General features: G+C 36.8%; 12 protein-coding genes. 3 read left to right on the top strand and 9 right to left on the bottom strand.

Features of this window, described 5'->3' with window-relative positions:
- Positions 1-31: 31 nt before the first annotated feature.
- The 3 genes from ACFSTA_RS04595 to ACFSTA_RS04585 form a co-directional block, all read right to left on the bottom strand.
- Positions 32-1,525, bottom strand: coding sequence for a Mur ligase family protein (locus tag ACFSTA_RS04595; RefSeq protein WP_377555379.1), 1,494 nt, complete (start codon positions 1,523-1,525; stop codon positions 32-34).
- Between the two features lie 14 nt (positions 1,526-1,539).
- Positions 1,540-2,718 carry a carboxylate--amine ligase gene (locus ACFSTA_RS04590; protein WP_377555378.1) on the bottom strand — a complete coding sequence of 393 codons (1,179 nt, stop codon included), beginning with the start codon at positions 2,716-2,718 and terminating at the stop codon, positions 1,540-1,542.
- Between the two features lie 220 nt (positions 2,719-2,938).
- Entirely contained in the window at positions 2,939-4,987 is a 2,049-nt protein-coding gene (locus ACFSTA_RS04585) for a catalase (protein ID WP_377555377.1), read from the bottom strand.
- 187 nt (positions 4,988-5,174) lie between these two features.
- Between ACFSTA_RS04585 and ACFSTA_RS04580 the strand changes: the two genes are divergently transcribed.
- On the top strand, positions 5,175-6,434 hold the full coding sequence (locus tag ACFSTA_RS04580; RefSeq protein WP_377555376.1) for a GGDEF domain-containing protein: 1,260 nt from the start codon (positions 5,175-5,177) through the stop codon (positions 6,432-6,434).
- Between the two features lie 165 nt (positions 6,435-6,599).
- On the opposite strand, the gene ACFSTA_RS04575 is transcribed toward ACFSTA_RS04580, so the two are convergent.
- Both ACFSTA_RS04575 and asnB read right to left on the bottom strand, forming a co-directional pair.
- Positions 6,600-7,241: a DUF421 domain-containing protein gene (locus ACFSTA_RS04575; RefSeq protein ID WP_377555375.1), complete on the bottom strand. Its 642-nt coding sequence runs from the start codon at positions 7,239-7,241 to the stop codon at positions 6,600-6,602.
- Between the two features lie 54 nt (positions 7,242-7,295).
- On the bottom strand, positions 7,296-9,167 hold the full coding sequence (gene asnB, locus ACFSTA_RS04570) for an asparagine synthase (glutamine-hydrolyzing) (protein ID WP_377555374.1): 1,872 nt from the start codon (positions 9,165-9,167) through the stop codon (positions 7,296-7,298).
- A gap of 242 nt (positions 9,168-9,409) precedes the next feature.
- Between asnB and ACFSTA_RS04565 the strand changes: the two genes are divergently transcribed.
- Entirely contained in the window at positions 9,410-9,829 is a 420-nt protein-coding gene (locus tag ACFSTA_RS04565; RefSeq protein ID WP_377555373.1) for a hypothetical protein, read from the top strand.
- Positions 9,830-9,955: 126 nt separating this feature from the next.
- Positions 9,956-10,663 carry a hypothetical protein gene (locus tag ACFSTA_RS04560; RefSeq protein WP_377555372.1) on the top strand — a complete coding sequence of 236 codons (708 nt, stop codon included), beginning with the start codon at positions 9,956-9,958 and terminating at the stop codon, positions 10,661-10,663.
- A gap of 280 nt (positions 10,664-10,943) precedes the next feature.
- Here ACFSTA_RS04560 and rlmN read toward each other — a convergent pair whose 3' ends face one another.
- From rlmN to gltB, 4 genes are all read right to left on the bottom strand, one after another.
- The gene (gene rlmN / locus ACFSTA_RS04555) at positions 10,944-12,011 is read right to left on the bottom strand and encodes a 23S rRNA (adenine(2503)-C(2))-methyltransferase RlmN (RefSeq protein ID WP_377555371.1); all 1,068 of its coding nucleotides are present in this window, start codon (positions 12,009-12,011) and stop codon (positions 10,944-10,946) included.
- A gap of 418 nt (positions 12,012-12,429) precedes the next feature.
- The gene (locus ACFSTA_RS04550; RefSeq protein WP_377555370.1) at positions 12,430-12,996 is read right to left on the bottom strand and encodes a hypothetical protein; all 567 of its coding nucleotides are present in this window, start codon (positions 12,994-12,996) and stop codon (positions 12,430-12,432) included.
- A 93-nt stretch (positions 12,997-13,089) separates the two neighbouring features.
- Complete coding sequence (locus ACFSTA_RS04545; RefSeq protein WP_377555369.1) at positions 13,090-14,577, bottom strand: glutamate synthase subunit beta; 1,488 nt, start codon at positions 14,575-14,577, stop codon at positions 13,090-13,092.
- 50 nt (positions 14,578-14,627) lie between these two features.
- Complete coding sequence (gltB, locus tag ACFSTA_RS04540) at positions 14,628-19,262, bottom strand: glutamate synthase large subunit (RefSeq protein ID WP_377555368.1); 4,635 nt, start codon at positions 19,260-19,262, stop codon at positions 14,628-14,630.
- Between the last annotated feature and the right edge of the window lie 281 nt (positions 19,263-19,543).

Genomic DNA, 19,543 nt, shown 5'->3' with positions numbered 1-19,543 from the left:
ATTTTTCCTATATCGTAATCATTCAATAGGCTTACTTTACTTCTACATTTTCTTTCTTCAACCTATCCAAAGCAATATCCGCACCGAAATCCATACCTTGACAACCAGCAAGAAGCACTAAATCATCTGTTCTTGCCTTCGTAATCCCTTCGATAATCGCATCAGATAATTCATCATATAGATGCACATGGATACCAGCTCCAGCCATCACATCTAGAAACGCTTGCACTTCATCATCGGTCACTTCATCTTTTGGTGTCGTATGGGAAGCGCTACGTGTAGCAATTACTTCTTTTAATCCAAGTCTTGATGCCCATTCGACAACAACATTAGCATTTTCCCGATTAATAACTGCCCCACGCTGTCCTCGTATTGCATACACAAGATGAAGATTATTATAATCCATAAAATCAAGTGTTTGCAGCGTTACGTTAATATTTCCAGGGTTCGCAAAATGGTCATCCACTACTTTAAATTCATCCTCATAAATAAATTCAAACCTTCGTGGTACTCCGGTAAATTCCTTTAATGTTTTCTGAATCGTTGTAATGGATACACCACTTAGTAATCCGATCGTAATAGCAACCATAGCATTATAAACCGAGTGTAAACCTGGAACAGCCAATTCAATATAAAACTCACTTGGTTTATAGTCGATACCATTCGCACGGAAAGGTTTTAATATTTCTACTGTGAATTTACCTCTACCAGTTGATAAATCAAGGTTTTTACAATAAATATGCCCATCTTTATTTTCTAAGCCAAATGAAATGACTTGTGCCTTTGTTTTATCAACAAGGGATGCAGAATATGGATCATCCAAATTTAGTACTGCATAACTATTCTCTGATGCATTTCGAATCAAACTAGACTTTGCTTCAAAATACTTTTCAAACGTGCCATGCATCTCCATATGCTCTCGACTCATGTTATTAAGTGTAACGATATTATAATCCACTTTTTCTACACGATGTAGCTCAAGAGCTGCAGATGAAACTTCCATCGTAACATGAGAAACATCGTTTTCAACCATATCATTTAAATACTTCTGCAAATCTAACGACTCAGGTGTAGTCAGTTCAGCAGGAATGGATTTATCACCATTTTTAATCGTTACCGTTCCAATTAAGCCTGTTATATGACCCTCATTTTCTAAAATTTCATTAGCCATATAAGAAGTAGTCGTTTTCCCGTTCGTTGCTGTAATTCCGATCATGTTCATTTTAGCTGAAGGATCGTTATAATATGCTGCACCTAATTGAGCAAGTGCCTTTCTACTATTTGATACGACAATTTGTGGAACATCGACATTCTGTTGAATTTCTTCAACAACCGCTACTTCGGCACCGCGTTTTACTGCGTCAGCGAGGTATTTGTGACCATCTGTTTTGTACCCACGAACACATACAAATAAATGTCCTTTCACTACCTTTTGGGAATGATAGGAGATACCTGTCACTTCAACCCCTTGTAGCTGTATGTTGTTTTCAACTTGAATTGCTTGTAATAATTTATCCAATTGCATTGTAACTACCTCCTTTACTTTCCTCTTCTAAATAATTTGCTAGTTCTCGTTTTCATGAAGGCAAAAGCTGGTTTAGGATCCTGCCAACTCCATATCGCATATGCTTTCGGTCTAAAAAGAGATTTGATTACTTGTCCAACCGATAATTGCCCTGTTTTAATATAATCTTTTACAGCAAGTAGGTCTTCATACCCGTACCAAAAAGCGCGATTTGTCGTTTCTTTTAATGCTTGTGGCTCTATAGGTTTGCCGATTAGTTCCATATACGTAATATAAGGGAAGTTCAGTCCTACTTTATATAATAAGTGATTAAAGTTAGTAATTCTGGCATTAATTTCGATTAAATAAAATTCCCCTGTTTCAGCATCTTTTTTAAATTCGATTTCTCCAAATCCCTTATACTTTATTGCTTCTAAAAAATTGGTTCCAATATCATATAATTCAGGGATATATTTATGAATTGTATATACAGAAGCACCGAAGTTTATGGGATACTGACGAAGCTTTTGAGCAGTCGTCCAATGGGTAACCTTGGAATCCTGATTTAAGTATGCATCAAATGTGTGCATATGGTCATCAAATCCAGGTATAATTCGTTGGATAAATACCTCTAGACCTGCTTTATCTGCTTTTGCTACAGCTTCTTCTAATTCGTCCATCGTATGAACTTTAAATATTTTCTTTCTAAACGTTGCCACAAAGCTTGGCGAGTCAAATGGCTTTACCAAGCATGGAAACTGAATTTCATTTGTAACTTTTTCACGAAAATTTGGTTCATTTACTCGAACACTTTCAGGGACTTTAACCCCTTTTTCCATTGCTAACGCATGTAGTGTGTCTTTATTCATGACTTCCGTCGCTAACCCTTTTTCCGTTTGTGGAAGTAAATAATATTTCTTCACTTCGTCTAAGTGGGCGTCTATTACTTCTAGATAAGAGTCATGACATGGTATGAGAACAGGCTTTACATCTTGTTTTTTGGCATAATCAATTAATGCCTCAATAAACTTACCAGACTCTTTTCGGTAATGTGGTACCAGTATTTTTTCCGAACAATACTTTGATTCTGCACCATACCGATCTTCTTCTGAGTAGTCAGCTGCAACCGTATGTATTCCCTTCTCTCCCAAGCAACGAATCGCACTTAATCCTATATAATAATTATTTCCTAAAATAACGGCTTTATTATTCATAATATACCCTTTAAGGTTCACCTACACTAACTGTTAAATTTATTAGTTCTACATTATAATTTTATTTAATAGTACTATAATCATTATACGCCTGTAGCCAGGTTTCATCAATAATAGTTACCAAACTGTAATCGATACGAAATATTAACATAGGAAAGCCCCCATCTTATGATGGAGGCTACTAAAATTCAGTATTTTTGCTGATTTCTCGAGGTATTCTCTACACAATTTCTCGATCCCAATGACGGTGTGCCGCAATTGCTAAAGTGAAGCTATTTATAAACTCTTGTACATTATCAGTCGCAACGACACCTTTACTTTTCTTTATATTATTTTCTTCCAGCCATTTCTTCCCGTCATGTGTTGCTCCGATCGGTTTATAATGCATAAAAGCTTCCATGACAAATTTATTGGCGTCCATGTGAAATTTCTTGTCTTCACCACTTCCACCGACAATATAAATGGCATCATATAATACAGAGTCTGTGGTCATAAACGTTTCGTCTACTGTCAGCTGTTCCCCATTTGCTCCTGTGACTTTCCCTTGCTTTGCACTGATAATTTCTACATGAATTCCTTCATTTTTTATCCCATCCAATATCGACTTAACATCCATAAAGTTGAAGCCATTGTTTAAAATGACACCAATTTTACGGGTAGCCGCTATCTTGGTAGTGTTTTCCTGACTTAATGCTGGAGAGCTTTTTGTAACATCTGATCCACCTTTTGCAGGTGGTTCTGCCCCGATGTCTTTCGCAAATGCTGTTGCCAATTCTAAATCTACATTTGCATACATATCCACTACCTGCTGTCTCACTGCCTTATTCTTCACCTTGCCAACTTCAAAAGCAAAAGCTTGTTTTATATGCATTTTTTCCGGTTCACTCATACTATTCCAAAATAATTTCACTTGGGAAAAATGATCTCGAAAACTTTCGCTTCTTGCCTGCACTTTTTTCCCTTCCACCTTTTCTTGATAATGTTCATACCCACCTTTTTCTTTGGAAGGTGGCGTAGGCGTGTTAGCTGCCAAAGAATTATTGTGATACGCTACCTTCCCTTGATTAATTGTCTGCCTATGAAACCCATCTCGTTGATTATTATGGAATGGACATACTGGACGATTGATCGGAATTTCATGAAAGTTGGGACCACCTAATCGAAGGAGCTGTGTATCTGTATAAGAAAACAATCTTCCTTGTAATAATGGATCGTTTGTAAAGTCAATTCCTGGTACAACATGGCCCGGATGGAAAGCTACTTGTTCTGTTTCCGCAAATACATTATCGACATTTTTATTTAACGTCAATTTTCCAATAATCTGGAGTGGGACATCTTCCTCTGGCCAAATCTTGGTTGGATCTAATATATCGAAATCAAATGCAAATTCATCCTTCTCTTCAATAACTTGCACTCCCAATTCATATTCTGGGTAGTCACCTTTTTCTATAGCTTCGTACAAGTCACGGCGGTTATAGTCCGGATCTTTTCCTGCAATCTTTTGTGCTTCATCCCAAACTAATGAATGTATCCCAAGCTTTGGTACCCAGTGAAATTTAACAAAGTGAGATTTTCCTTGATCATTTACAAAACGGAAAGTATGAATTCCAAACCCTTGCATCATCCGAAAGCTTCTCGGAATGGCTCGATCCGACATTAACCACATAACTTGATGTGCAGATTCTTGATTATTTGCAACAAAATCCCAAAATGTATCATGAGCACCGGATGCTTGTGGCATTTCATTATGTGGCTCCGGTTTAATTGCATGTACAATATCGGGAAATTTTATCGCGTCTTGAATAAAGAAAACGGGCATATTATTCGCCACAAGGTCATAGTTTCCCTCTTCCGTATAAAACTTGGTCGCAAATCCACGAACATCCCGTACCGTATCTGCTGAGCCACGAAAGCCAACGACCGTTGAAAAACGAACAAAAACTGGTGTTTTCTTTCCTGGTTCCTGAAGAAATTTCGCCTTTGTATATTTTTGCATCGATTCATATACTTCAAACTCACCATGAACACCAAATCCTCTTGCGTGTACCACGCGTTCTGGAATCCGTTCATGGTCAAAGTGAGTCATTTTTTCACGAAAATGAAAGTCTTCCATTAATGTCGGTCCACGTTCTCCTGCCGTTAGAGAAAATCGATCCTCCGAAACTCTTAATCCTTGATTTGTTGTCAAATCCTTCCCATCATCGTCCACGCGAAACTGATCTAATTGTTCATCCTTACTATTCTCGTTTACATTCTGTTTTTCTTTCATTGCTTTACCCCTTTCTTAATGTTGAACTCTCATAGTTTCTATTATTTCCACATGCTCTGATAATATGAAAAAATCGCAAACCTCACTTATTTTCTTTTCAAAAAATTATAAGAATAATAATCATTTTATGGTATGATATATTTTAGGAATATTTACCTATTATATGGATAAAAGGAGGACAACCTATATGCGAGTGAAACTATTTATCATTTCTTTATTCTCTATCTCATTTATTGTCGCTATTACTTCGAATCACTTATTAATAGAGAATAAAACTTATTTCATCGCATTAGGTTTGTATTGGTTGTTCTCCACGCTTTATTCCCACTTAGCCGTAATCGTCAAAAAAGGCAAAGTCTCTATGGACTATGGTGTAACATATAGTTTATCCATAGGATTATTTGCCGGTCCGCTTGGTATCTTCATTTTTGAGACTCTCTATCGAACTACTGTGTATTTCATTCGAAAGTTCACAAAAACAGCTGATCCAGATGAATTCTTACATATTTTTTATAATATTGGGTCGTTTGCATTAAATAGTTCCATTGCATTTTTCATCTTTCACAAAATATACCCGTTTTTCGATGCATTTCCACTTGGATATTGGTTCGTCATTATTATTCTCGTTATCATCATGTCACTTTTATCAGATTTCTATCTTATTGCTTTATTCTCTTTTATGGGTGATATTAAAAATATAAAAGATGCAATTGACTTTATTAAAAGTCGAAACGTACTTGATATGGGAAAAATTGCATTCTCCAATGGATTACTATTTATGTTTTTACTAAATCAACAATGGGAAATGTTAGTTGGCTTATTTCTATTAAATTATCTTGTCAGTCGGTCTTTTATGGAAAAAAATCAAAGCATTCAACACAAAGTAGAACGTGATAAATTTGAACAAATGGCATATACAGACTTTTTAACAGAGGTTTATAATCGCGCCTTCATGGATAAAACAATGAATGAATTAAATGAAACCGGAGAGAAAATTGGCATTATCGTGACTGATATTGATTCCTTTAAAAGGATAAATGATACATATAACCATGCTGTTGGAGACCACGTTATTCAACATTTCGCAGCAACGTTACAAGGCTATCTCAGGGAGGATGATTATCTTTTCCGAAGTGGCGGGGAGGAATTTACAATTTTTTTAAGGAATCGAAATTATAATGAATGTGTCGCACTAGCCGAAAGGATGAAAGATGGTGTTAGGGATAATCCAGCGGCAGCAGAATATAAGTCATACCCAATTCAGATTCAACATACTGCATCATTCGGATTATATTATTATATTACATGTGAAGCGGTTGAAATTAAAAAAGCGTATGTTTATGCGGATCAGCTACTACTAAAAGCTAAAGATATGGGGAAAAATCGTCTAATTTCCAAAAACGGTGTATCGGACCTACCATTATCAGAGAGATTCACAAATAATTAAAAGGGATGCTTTTTGCTTCCCTTTTCGTCTACCTATTCTATATAATCTATTACTTTCAATGACTGCTTCTAACCTTTCATTTCAAATGTAGCTTTATTGTTACACGACCTATTGTATCCTCATGTAAGGGCTGAAATCACAGTGTATATTCTGTATTAATATGACTTACCTTAAGTGTTTTGGCACTTGTTTATCATGTTCATTGTTAGCCACTTCCGTAAATATATCATCATGTTTGATTGGTTGTTTCATTTGATTGTTTTGATTATTCATTTGAGCAAATTTAGCGTTCGAAGGGGCTTGGCTTAGAGCTTGGTTTATTAACGTAATGAGCTGATCGAAATCTTTCTTAGTAACCGGTTGGGCTTCGGGCTTCAAGGAATAACCAAGCTGGCCATTTGGCTCTAGTGTCGCAAACTGTACATCTTCTATTTTTGTAACATTATTTTGTCGTAAAATTCCTTCCAATTGATCGACGGTTAGCCTCACCTTACGTAAATTGGCTTCATTAAATCTTCCATCTTCAATAAGAACTTTTGACTGACCAGTAATAAACTTTTCAAATGGATTTCCTTTTATTTGCGCGTATTCCATTATAATTAACGTGATTACTAGTATTGCACCTACTCCAACTGTCGTCCATATATTTTTACCAGCGACAGGTTGTACTAGCAAGGAACCAATACCAATCATAATAACTGTCTGAGGTAACGTCATTTGGGATATTGATTTTCGACCGGCGATTCGTAATAATATCGTACCTGCGATAACAACGACTATTGACTTCCAAATCCAATCCAATTCCATCTTAATCTACTCCTTCAACATGCTATAGGAATAGTTTTGCTTTCAAATAAATTATTATGCGCTAAAGTATGGACTATCTTTATGTTCAACAAATAATTGATGCCATAACATGAACATTAAAACTGTCCATATTTTCCGCGAATGATCGGCACGGTTCTGTACATGTTGATGCAATAAATCTTGAACATATGATTTATCAATTAAATAATCAGTTTCACTTTCCTTCATTAAATTTACTGCCCATTCATATAGTTCATTTCTTAACCATGACTTTATTGGTACGGGAAATCCCAATTTCCTTCGATCAACTACATGGTCTGGAACTATACCTTTTGCAGCTTTCCTTAAAATAGCTTTTGTTGTTCCGTTCGTATATTTACACGTTACCGGTATATTTCTAGCTACTTGAAAAACTTCCTTGTCTAAAAAAGGAGTTCTAAGCTCTAATGAATTAGCCATTGTCATTTTATCTGCCTTTAATAAAATATCTCCTGGAAGCCAGGTGTTTAAATCGATATATTGCATCTTTTGTGCAGGGTGATCCTCCGAACAATTACGGTATAACCCAGAAGTCCATGATTGATACGTCCGATTAGATTGATAATGTTTAAGAAACTGCTCTTTCTCAAATTCCTCAAACATTTTCGCATTCCCGATATACCGATGTTCCAATGGTGTGGTTCCTCGCTCTAGAAAGCTTTTTCCAACAATACCTTCTGGTAGTACTTTGGCTAATCTATTTATGAAAGCATGGAGACTCTTTGGTATATAATGAAAGAACTTCAATGACTCAAATTCACGATAGATATTGTAGCCACCAAACAGTTCATCTGCTCCTTCCCCAGAAAGAACAACCTTCATATACTTTCGCGCTTCACGTGCAGCAAAATAAAGTGGTACACAAGAGGGATCGGCTAACGGATCATCCATATGCCACAGAATCTTTGGCAATACTTCTACATATTCTTGAGGCGTAATGAGGTAGTGCATGTTGTCTACCCCTAATTCTTCAGCAGTTTGCTTTGCGATTGGAATTTCTGAAAATCCTTCCATTTCAAACCCCACAGAAATTGTTTTAATCGTCGGATCAAACCGTTTAGCAATTGCAACGATAAGCGTGGAATCAATTCCACCAGATAAAAACGCACCTACAGGAAAATCACTCTGTAAATGCATTTTTACTGAGTCGAATAAAACTTCTTGGATACGATTAATCATTTGATTTTCATTCCCATTGATTGGATGAAAAGACGCATGGAAATAGCGATACTTTTTCATTGGTTGATTTAGTCTTTTCATGAAGTAATGACCCGGCTCAAGTTTGGCACTCTCATTTGTTATCGTAAGAGGCTCAGGTACATATTGAAACGAAGTATAATGCTGTAAACTTTCCTCATTTACTGTTGGGTGATCGTGAAATGCTAGTATACTTTTATTTTCAGAAGCAAAAATAAATTCATCTTCTTTTTCCCTATAATAAAGTGGTTTGATACCAAATGGATCGCGTGCTCCATAAAGAATTTTTTCCTCTGTATCCCATATAACAATCGAATACATCCCTCTAAGCTCATTAAAAGATTGTACTCCTTTTTCCAGAAATAACGTCGACACTACTTCCGTATCTGAATTAGTTATAAATTGGTAGCCTTTATCTTTCAAACTGTTACGAAGGCTAACATAATTATATATTTCACCATTAAAAAGTAGAATATAGCGATTTTCACCAAAGAAAAACGGTTGGCTTCCACCTTGTTCATCAATAATACATAATCTGTGAAAAGCCGTAACAATATGAGGGTCCTGAAAAAAACCCTCTTCATCTGGTCCACGGTGTTTCAGTAAATTACTTGCATACTGAAAATCCTGCAAACGCTCCCGACTAAACGTACAACCTTCGTTTAAGAGTGCACCTAGAAAGCCACACATACCCCACACCCTCTTTTTCCAAGTTTAGATCGTTTCACACTTTCAACATTCATCTATATACATCATATACGGAAGTGCCATAATTGTTTCTGAATTCCCTGATTTAATGTTGACGGATTCTCTAATAAGCCTCACCCTGTTGAAGATGAGTCAGAATTTTATGTTAAAATAAAGGGAGATGATGTGAAGAATGCACATAAACTAATAAATTTTGTTGGTATTCAAACAAAGGGGAGTTACTTTTGATAAAAAGAAAAAAGAAGATTTTCTTAATAATTTCTACCGTATTCATATTGTTAGGTGGTATATATGCTACTACATATATACCTAAAAAGATTATTTCTATTGAACCGTCAAAGGTATCAAAAATAGAAATTTTTGATGGTAATCGTGGTGAACCTCTGACTGTAATTGATACAAAGCAAAAGGAACATATAATTTCAAACCTTAACAACATTACCTTCAAAAAGGAAAAACTTAGCATTGGATACTTAGGTTATAAATTCCGAGTGACAATTTACAATGACAAAGGAAAAGTATATAAAGAACTTATTATAAATAACACTGAAAAAATAAGATATAAAGGTTTCTTTTACACTGATAAATCCAAAAGCATTGCTTTCGATTATATCAACAACCTTTTCTTGACGATGAAACAATAATAGACTGTTTGTGAATAACTGAAATTATAGTAACGAATGCCTTCCTTTAATAAGTTGAATATAGCTTGTTCCGTTTAGAGGGAGGATTTCAGAAGAAAGTAGCAAGTAAATAAGGGGCGTAGTGAGTTGAAAAGGCTATATTTATTGATATTACTAGTGATGCTTGCGATTTTATCTGTGGGCTGTCTAAAAGAAGTAAACTATTATAATAATCCTAATATCGCTCAACTAATAGAAGATCGTGAAATTGTTCAAATGGAGGGGTATAATTTTTCAATAGAAGATGGAGTTTTAACTATCGATGAGAATGATACCCATTATGAAATTAAACTACCTGACAAAGGAAGAATTCTTAGTCTACATTTATCTTATGATAAACAATTTTTAGCGTACGATGTTAAAGGAGAAAACGGGGTAAAAATATATATTGTAAATTTAGATACAGGATCCGTTACCAATCTTTCCGACACCATAGGATATAATTATGATTACGATAACTATCATACACCATATGGAATTGCTTGGTCTCCAAATCAAAATATTATAGCTTTTATTGGAGGGCAAGATAAAGCCGCTCGAATAGATTTATACCATTTGGAAATGGACATCAATAAGCAGTTACATGCAGGTTCATTCATATTTGATGATATCTATGGGGTAAAGTGGAATGAAAATGGTAGTTCAATTTGTTATGTCGAGCCTCCAAAGGACGATGGCTCTATGTATCACGTTTATGAGACAGAGATAGAATTTGAGAGTTACCTACAGAGTGGTACAGTAACTATTATTGGAGAGTTAACCCATGAAGATTATATAGAATGGCTTGAAAAGTAGCGTATCTATTAAAACTATTAGGCTAAAAAACTTTATGATGAGCAGGAGTAACACTAAGAGTTAATTCACTTTAGGATGCATTTGTTCAAAAAGAATGTTTGTTAATACCTTTAAACTATAATTTGAGGGTAGGTAGTAAAAGTTGAATATCGTTAACCGATACAAGTTAACAAACGGGGCGTTATGAAAGAAAATATTCGATTCACACATAAAGGAACTTGAAAAAACCAAGCTCCTTTTCTTGTGAATCTTATCTGCTATTTGTTGTGAGTTCTCTTATTTAACCTACGTTTTTCTTTTTAATTTGTTTACTGCGCAATTGGCCACATGCTGCATCAATGTCTGCACCATTTTCCCAGCGCACTCCACAATTAATACCGTTTTCTTTTAACACTTCAAAGAATGATTGAATTGATTCTGAGTCACTTCGTTGATACTGGTTATGCTCTTCAACCGTATTATAAGGAATTAAATTCACATAGGATAAATGACGTTTTGCTCTTAGAAGTTTTGCTAATTCTAATGCTTCTTTCTTATGGTCATTAACATCCTTTAGCATAATATACTCATACGTAATTCGACGATTTGTTTTTTCTAAATAATAGTCAACAGATTGCATCAATTTTTCTATTGGGAATGCTTTGTTGATTTTCATAATGCTCGTACGAAGTTCATTGTTTGGCGCATGTAAAGAAATAGCGAGATTCACCTGAAGACCTGTATCAGCAAACTCATATATTTTATGAGCGAGACCACTAGTCGAAACAGTTATATGTCTTGCACCAATATTTAGTCCATGATCTTCATTTACCACTTTGATAAAATCAACCAAATTTGTGAAATTATCAAATGGCTCTCCAATACCCATCACCACGATGTGGCTAACACGTTCATCTTTCCCTTGGGTATCAAGGTGTTTTTGCACCTTCATGATTTGCTCTACAATTTCGCCACTTGATAGGTCACGAGTCTTTCGCAACAGTCCACTTGCACAGAAGGTACATCCAATATTACACCCTACTTGTGTAGTTACACAAACAGATAAACCATAATTAAAGCGCATCAATACTGTCTCAATTAAGTTCCCATCATCTAATTTAAATAGGAATTTAATTGTACCATCTGTTGATTCTTGCTTAATTTCCTCATCTAACGTTTCTAGAATGAAGTGGTCTTCTAATAAGGAAATTGTTTCTTTGTTTACATTTTGCATTTCTGAAAAATGGTTAATGCGTTTCTTATAAAGCCAATTCCAAACTTGATCTGCACGGAATCTTTTTTGCCCATGTTCTTTGAGCCAATCTGTTAATTGTTCATATGTTAATCCATAGATGGATGTTTTGCTCATTGTATACCCTCGTTTCCAGTAAATATACTACCTATCTATACTACATAAAAATCAGTCTCGTAGCAAACAGTTTTAGAAAAAAGCTATTTTCTAAATAGATTGTTGTTTTTTAAAGTTATAAATGTTAATTAGTATTTAATATTAACCACGAAGTAACATACTACTCTTAACACCACCTCGGAATCTTAGACTGTCTCTCAAGAGTCTTCGTGAAGTTCATCCAATCTTGACTCGTTGAATTGTTGCTTGTGAGCGAATATTTCATTTTTTGAGCGAATCGCCGCTGGTAAAGTAATCGATTTTTCTAAAGGAGCTGAAGCGTTGCCCAAGTCGAGCGAAATATTCTGCTGGAGCGATTTTGTAGCACTCGATTGACTAATAAAAATGATCGTAAAAAAACTCGCCGATAGACGAGTTTTTATTTATCTTTTTGTTGCAGATGTAAAAACAAACTAGCTGCTAGCTTTGATAAGAGAAATAATCCAACATAAAAAAGAAATAAATGAATATAGTTTACTCCTTCATACATTTTGAAATAATCCACGCTGACCATAATTGGCTTCATGATAAATGCAAGGATTCCCGAAAGGATTATCCCATAGATATAGACATTTTTCTGGTATTTTAATGTCCATTGGTATACGAGTATAAATAATATTGGAACAAGCGCCGCGTCTAAAGCGAAACTTGGTAAAAAAGGTAAGATTTGATATGGGTATTCCCACAAACCTAATTTAATTCCAACACTATTTATATAGTGAAACCATACATGATAGTTCAGCCCAAAGAAGCCGAGTAACAAGATGTTTCGCCTGTCGATTACAAAAAACAATACAATTAGGGGAATAATCACTAGCAATATAATCACCCAAAATTGCCAAGTTTCATAATCTGAATACATCTTCCAATACTCTATTTGCAATTCTGTAGATTCTTTTGTAATAGATTTAATTCGTTGCAATAGTTCCGATTGTTCTTGATGCATAGCCCTTCCACCCTAAGTTGTATTTACAACTATCTTTCCCAGGTTTATGTTGACTATTCAAGTACAAGGATACCTTTTCTCTTCCACAGGAGACTACGGCAAATCTGTCGCCCCCATTAAATAACGATCACATTCACGGGCAACTTCTCTTCCTTCGTTGATCGCCCAGACTATCAAGCTTTGCCCACGACGCATATCTCCGGCAGCAAATATGCCATCAATATTGGTTTTATAGTTACCATAATCTGCTTTAACTGTCGTGTTAGGATTACGGTCTATATTTAGTTGCTCTAGTAGTCCTTGCTCTGGTCCACTAAAGCCAATTGCGATTAAGACAAGATCTGCTGGCCAGACTTTTTCCGATCCAGGAATTTCCTCACGAATTTTATTTCCAGCTTCATCATAACGAAGTTTAACATTAACGGTGTGAACTTCCTTAATATGCCCATTCTGATCACCTACAAATTTTTTCGTCATGACAGCATATGCTCTTGGATCATCTCCAAGTTTGCTAGCCACTTCCTTATGTCCATATTCTACTCGATGAATAATAGGATATTGTGGCCATGGATTTGTTTTATCATCACGGACTAATCCTTTTTTATCGTAAATATCAAATTGCGTTAAACTTTTACAGTTATGTCTGATTGCTGTTGCAAGACAGTCTGTTCCCGTATCACCGCCGCCAATAACTATGACATGTTTATCGGCTGCAGAAATATAATCACTATCTCCGAGATCGGAATCAAGCAAACTTTTCGTATTTGCATGTAGAAAATCCATTGCCGGATAAACACCTGTTAAGTCGCTTCCCTCTACTTGCATGTCTCGATGAACCGTAGCCCCACCACAAAGGATGACAGCATCAAACGATTCCTCCAGTTTGGAGACGGAATAATCTTTCCCAATCTCAGTATTGGTCACAAATGAAATACCTTCTTTCTCTAAAATATCCACACGTCTTTTAACAACATCATAGGATAACTTCATTTCTGGTATTCCGTAAGTTAGCAATCCCCCAATACGATCGTTACGTTCAAATACGGTTACGGTGTGACCCGCCTTATTTAGTTGTGCTGCTGCCGCTAATCCCGCTGGGCCGGAACCGACAACTGCTATCTTTTTACCCGTTCTTTTCTGAGGTGGTTGTGGTATGACCCAACCTTCTTCAAAACCTTTTTCAATAATAGAACGCTCAATTGTACGTATGGCAACAGGCGGTTCATTTATCCCCAACACACAAGCGCCTTCACATGGTGCAGGACAAGCAATACCCGTAAATTCAGGAAAGTTATTTTTCTCTTGGGCACGTTCTAACGCTTCCTTCCACTTCCCTTCATAAACTAGTTGGTTCCACTCAGGGATTAGATGATATACCGGGCAACCAGTTGTTACCCCATTTATCTCCATTCCCGAATGACATGTTGGTACACCACAACTCATACAACGAGCCCCTTGAATTTGGATTTCTTGTTCTGAAAGTGGTGCTGTATAATCATCCCAGTCAGCAACCCGGACGCTAGGGTCGCGCTCTTTTCGTGTTTGTCTGTCATATTCCATAAATCCAGTTTGTTTCCCCATAAAAAGCCCCCTTCTTTATTCATTTTTGCCCTATGTCGCAACACCAAGAATTAAGATTTTAACTCCATGGTTTCTTTTTGTCTTGGCTGTAAACTTCTTGAATACCTATTTCCTTCGTTAAATCCTTGTTGACTCTCTTCAAATGCCATCATCTCAGCATCCATTTTGTTTAATCCACGATCCAATAGAATCTGTATACGTTCTTGGATTCTTGAATAAGTAATCGGAATGACACGAACAAATTTCGCTACATATGTCTCCCAGTAGGTTAAAATCCTCTCCGCATGCGCACTGTTTGTATACTCCACATGTTGTTTTATTAAATTGTAAACTTCATTAATTTCGCGATGATTTACTAATTGTTCTACACGAACAAGTTCCGGATTTACCTTCTCACGGAAGGTCTTATCCTCATCTAGAACATAAGCTACTCCTCCAGACATACCTGCTGCAAAGTTCCGACCAGTAGCACCTAAGACAACAACTTTTCCCCCGGTCATATATTCACATCCATGGTCACCGACACCTTCTACAACAATATGTGCACCACTATTTCGCACACAAAATCTTTCGCCAGCAATTCCTCTAATATATGCTTGACCCGAAGTTGCACCATAAAAAGCTACATTTCCAATAATAATATTTTTTTCTGGAGGGAAAGTGACAATTGGATCTGGGTACACGATGATCTTACCACCAGACAATCCTTTTCCAACAAAATCATTCGCATCTCCAATCAACCGCATCGTCATTCCACTAGGGATAAAAGCTCCAAAGCTTTGTCCGGCAGAACCATTGAAATTCAATTTAATTGTATCTTCAGGTAGACCATTCTCTCCGCACCTTTTGGTAACTTCACTTCCAAGTAAAGTACCTGTTGCTCGGTGAATATTTCGAATGGCCGTGGTAAATTCTACCGTTTCTTGTGTTTTAAATGCACGTCTACAATTAGGAATTAGTTCCTGATAATCTAACGTTTTGTCAATTCCATGGTCTTGCTTTTTTGTTGCATACCGCCCAACCTCTTGGTTTAAGGATGGTTGATAAAGAAGAGCAGACAAATCTAATCCCTTTGCTTTCCAATGATCAATAGCTTCATTTACTTCTAATACATCAGTTCTTCCAATCATTTCATTAATTGTATGAAAACCTAGTTCTGCCATTATTTCACGTGCCTCTTGCGCAATAAAACGCATGAAGTTGACAACATGATCTGCTTCCCCAGCAAATTTTTTCCTTAGCTCTGGGTTTTGGGTAGCGATACCTACCGGACACGTGTCCAAGTGACAAACTCGCATCATGACACAGCCTAAAACAGCTAACGGCGCAGTTGAAAAGCCATATTCTTCCGCCCCGAGCATTGCTGCAACGACTACATCCCGACCTGTCATCATTTTTCCATCTGTTTCGACAGCAATACGATCTCGAAGACCATTTAATAATAATGTTTGGTGTGTCTCCGCTAAACCAATTTCCCAAGGCAACCCTGTATACTTTAAGCTCGTGTTTGGCGCAGCACCTGTACCACCATCATAGCCACTTATCAACACATGATCTGCTCGACCTTTAGCAACACCGGCAGCAATTGTTCCTACACCGACGGCTGAAACTAACTTCACACTAATCCGTGCCTTCGGATTTGTATTCTTTAAGTTATAAATAAGCTCTGCCAAATCTTCAATGGAATATATATCGTGATGCGGTGGTGGTGAGATTAATTCCACTCCAGTAGTTGAACCTCGAACCTCAGCAACCCAAGGATATACTTTTTTCCCTGGTAAATGCCCACCTTCACCTGGTTTTGCTCCTTGAGCAACTTTAATCTGGATTTCATCAGCATTCACCAAATAATGGCTCGTAACCCCGAAACGACCAGAAGCCACTTGTTTTATTGCACTTCGACGCAGATCACCATTTTCATCTGGAGTAAACCTGTCTGGAGATTCGCCACCTTCACCTGAATTACTTTTACCGCCTATTCGATTCATCGCAATTGCGAGTGCTTCATGCGCTTCTTTACTTATCGCACCAAATGACATGGCCCCGGTTTTGAAGCGAGCACAGATCGCTTCAACGGATTCCACTTCTTCAATTGGTACCGGATTTCGTTTTTTAAATTTCAGTAAACCTCTTAGTGATTGCAGGTTCTGCTTTTCATCCGTCAACATTGTGGAATAGTCTTTGAAAAGTTCATAGTTTCCCGAACGGCATGCATGTTGCAATGTATATATTGTCCGCGGATTATATTGGTGATCTTCCCCATTTTCACGGTATTGGTATTCATCGCCTGCATCCAATACACGATTTTCTCCACGTTTCACCTTGAATGCGTTCTCATGACGCATTAACGTCTCTTTTTCAATCATGTCTAATCCAATGCCACCAAGACGGGATGCTGTCCCAGTGAAATATCTTTCAATGACATCATTTTTGATACCAATTGCTTCAAAAATTTGAGCGCCACGATAACTTTGAATTGTTGATATCCCCATTTTGGATAAAATTTTTACGATTCCATCTGTTACAGAGGATACATATTTCTGAATAGCTTGTTCCACATGTAGATTTTCCAATTCGTTATAATCAACTAACTGATCAATAGTTTCAAATGCCAGATAAGGATTTATCCCCTCTGCCCCGTAACCAATTAAGGTAGCGAAATGATGAACTTCTCTTGGCTCACCTGATTCTATTAAAATACTAACTTTGGTACGGATAGCTTTACGTATAAGATGATGGTGTAAACCGGACACAGCAAGTAATGCTGGTATAGCTGCTTTTTCACTGGATAAACCACGATCCGATAAAATGAGTAATGTTGCGCCATTTTGGATGGCTTGATTTGCTTGTTCAAATAATTGTTGCAAAGCTCCTTCGATTGAACCTTGTTTGGCATCAAAGAGAATGGAGAGCGTTGCTGATGGAAGCCCGTTCACATCTTCGTTACGCAATTTGGCAAGCTGTTTATTTGTTAATAACGGTGTATCTAACCGTATATGTCTACAACTATTAGCATTCGGATCTACTAAATTACCTTCCGCTCCTATAGTCGTACTTGTCATCGTAACCATCTGCTCTCGAATTGCATCTAACGGTGGATTCGTAACTTGAGCGAAAAGCTGCTTAAAATAGTTATACAAAAGCTGTGGCTTTTTAGATAGGACTGCTAAAGGAGAGTCATATCCCATCGAACCTATTGGATCCTTTCCACCCGTTACTAGCGGCTTAATAATCTTTTGGATTTCCTCACGTGTATATCCAAAAGCAAGCTGCTGTTCTAATAGTTTGCCTTCCGATTGTGAGATTTTTTCCGATTCTACTTCAGGAAGATTATCTATATCTATTAGGTTTTCTAACCATTCTTTGTATGGTTGTTCGGAAGCAACCTGTAATTTTATATCTTCATCTGGAATAATGATTCCCTTGTCTAAATCTACTAACAGCATTTTTCCAGGCTGCAGACGGTCCTTATATAAAATATCATCTGCAAATATATCTAATGCACCAACTTCAGAACCAAGCACAATCATGCCTTTTTTCGTCACATAATAACGGGCAGGCCGTAAACCATTACGATCTAGACAGGCTCCAATTTGTGATCCATCAGTAAATACGACAGCACTAGGTCCATCCCATGGTTCCATTAAAGTACTATGGTATTCATAAAAGTCCCGTTTCTCTGCTATGATGGATGGATCGTTTGCCCATGGTTCAGGAATCATCATCATTGCTGTATGTGCAAGCGATCTTCCTGATAAATGTAAAAACTCAAATGTATTATCAAATATAGAAGAATCACTTCCATCCGCATCCATGATAGGTAGGATTTTTTCTAAATCTTTTTCATCAAAATAATCGGATACGCAAAGTTGCTCCCTGGCCCGCATCCAATTTACATTACCCCGTAATGTGTTGAATTCCCCGTTGTGGATCGTATAACGATTCGGATGAGCTCTTTTCCAGCTCGGAAACGTATTTGTACTAAAACGTGAATGGACTAGCGCTAGTGCGGATTTAAAATCGGGATGGTTCAAATCGATGTAGAAGGAATCTAACTGTTCCGGAATAAGCATTCCTTTGTATACGATGGTACGGGTCGATAAACTACTAATGTAGACATCTTCATAGTTAGGATTTTTGGCAACTTCCTGTTCAATCTGTTTACGTATAACATATAATTTTCGTTCAAAATCCATCTGATCGACAAGATCCTCTGATTTTCGAATAAACACTTGGCGAATCGTTGGTTTGCTTTTTGCAGCAAGCTTCCCTATAAACGACTCATTCAACGGAACCGGACGCCATCCAAGACATGCTTGACCTTCTTCATGGATAATGGATTCTACCATTTCCTTACATTCCATTCGGAGATCTAAGTTATCGGGAAGAAAAAACATCCCAATCCCATATTCCCCTTTATTTGGAAGATGAATATCTTCTTTCAGGCATTGTTTTTGAAAGAAACGGTTTGGTATTTGCGTTAATATACCCGCACCATCACCAGTACTCGTATCTGCTGATTGTCCACCCCGGTGTTCCATATTGCAAAGTATGTTAATTGCATTTTGAACAATGTTATGTGTCTTCTTACCATTTATGTTTGCGATCATCCCAATCCCACACGCCTCATGCTCAAAGTCAGGATGATATAACCCCTGTTGTTCTGGGTATCCATTTCGTGTCATCACAACAACTCCTTCCCTGTGGTTATAGAAAGTGTGTTCATTTGGAAAAACGAACACACTAAATTAACTAAAAATTATCAATTTACCTTATTATAACACAAAACTAATCTTTACTCAAAATTCAGAAAGTTATTTTTATGCTAATCCCTTCATAATCGGCGTTTGGAAACGCTGTCATTATTTCGGTTTGCATCATTTTTATTGTATATAGTATACAGAACCTCTTCCTTTTCAACCTAATCGAACATAAAAAGGCAAACTTTACAATCCAATAATTGGAC

It is taken from the genome of Ornithinibacillus salinisoli, from assembly GCF_042684965.1.
In the GTDB taxonomy this organism is placed as follows: Bacteria; Bacillota; Bacilli; order Bacillales; family Amphibacillaceae; genus Ornithinibacillus; species Ornithinibacillus salinisoli.
This window is presented reverse-complemented; position numbering and strand designations above follow the sequence as displayed.

Excerpts from the sequence above, each read along its gene's own strand:
- ACFSTA_RS04595 (WP_377555379.1), bottom strand. The coding sequence starts at position 1,525 with ATGCAATTGGATAAATTATTACAAGCAATTCAAGTTGAAAACAACATA.
- ACFSTA_RS04590 (WP_377555378.1), bottom strand. The coding sequence starts at position 2,718 with ATGAATAATAAAGCCGTTATTTTAGGAAATAATTATTATATAGGATTA.
- ACFSTA_RS04585 (WP_377555377.1), bottom strand. The coding sequence starts at position 4,987 with ATGAAAGAAAAACAGAATGTAAACGAGAATAGTAAGGATGAACAATTA.
- ACFSTA_RS04580 (WP_377555376.1), top strand. The coding sequence starts at position 5,175 with ATGCGAGTGAAACTATTTATCATTTCTTTATTCTCTATCTCATTTATT.
- ACFSTA_RS04575 (WP_377555375.1), bottom strand. The coding sequence starts at position 7,241 with ATGGAATTGGATTGGATTTGGAAGTCAATAGTCGTTGTTATCGCAGGT.
- asnB (WP_377555374.1), bottom strand. The coding sequence starts at position 9,167 with ATGTGTGGCTTTCTAGGTGCACTCTTAAACGAAGGTTGTACGTTTAGT.
- rlmN (WP_377555371.1), bottom strand. The coding sequence starts at position 12,011 with ATGAGCAAAACATCCATCTATGGATTAACATATGAACAATTAACAGAT.
- ACFSTA_RS04550 (WP_377555370.1), bottom strand. The coding sequence starts at position 12,996 with ATGCATCAAGAACAATCGGAACTATTGCAACGAATTAAATCTATTACA.
- ACFSTA_RS04545 (WP_377555369.1), bottom strand. The coding sequence starts at position 14,577 with ATGGGGAAACAAACTGGATTTATGGAATATGACAGACAAACACGAAAA.
- gltB (WP_377555368.1), bottom strand. The coding sequence starts at position 19,262 with ATGACACGAAATGGATACCCAGAACAACAGGGGTTATATCATCCTGAC.